This window comes from Metamycoplasma neophronis, from assembly GCF_006491995.1.
Lineage (GTDB): Bacteria > Bacillota_I > Bacilli_A > Mycoplasmatales > Metamycoplasmataceae > Metamycoplasma > Metamycoplasma neophronis.
This window is the reverse complement of sequence record NZ_VHHP01000041.1, coordinates 1-545: the sequence shown is the minus strand read 5'-3', so window position 1 is coordinate 545 and position 545 is coordinate 1. Positions and strand designations below refer to the sequence as shown.

The 545-nt window shown below is 64.6% G+C and carries 1 protein-coding gene; it reads left to right on the top strand.

Going from position 1 to position 545, the window contains the following annotated elements; genetic code table 4:
- Positions 1–545 (top strand): sigma-70 family RNA polymerase sigma factor (locus tag FJR74_RS08420; protein WP_140915072.1); only part of this gene is annotated, 545 nt, incomplete at both ends.

The window sequence follows — 545 nt, the reverse complement described above, 5'->3', positions numbered from 1 at the left end:
GCCCTGCGTCAAGCACGCAAGGACGCCGAACTCACCGCATCCGCCGACTCGGTTCGCGCCTACCTCAAACAGATCGGCAAGGTAGCGCTGCTCAACGCCGAGGAAGAGGTCGAGCTAGCCAAGCGGATCGAGGCTGGCCTGTACGCCACGCAGCTGATGACCGAGCTTAGCGAGCGCGGCGAAAAGCTGCCTGCCGCCCAGCGCCGCGACATGATGCGGATCTGCCGCGACGGCGATCGCGCGAAAAACCATCTGCTGGAAGCCAACCTGCGCCTGGTGGTTTCGCTAGCCAAGCGCTACACCGGCCGGGGCATGGCGTTTCTCGACCTGATCCAGGAAGGCAACCTGGGGCTGATCCGCGCGGTGGAGAAGTTCGACTACACCAAGGGGTACAAGTTCTCCACCTACGCTACGTGGTGGATTCGCCAGGCCATCACCCGCGCCATGGCCGACCAGGCCCGCACCATCCGCATCCCGGTGCACATGGTCGAGGTGATCAACAAGCTGGGCCGCATTCAACGCGAGCTGCTGCAGGACCTGGGCCG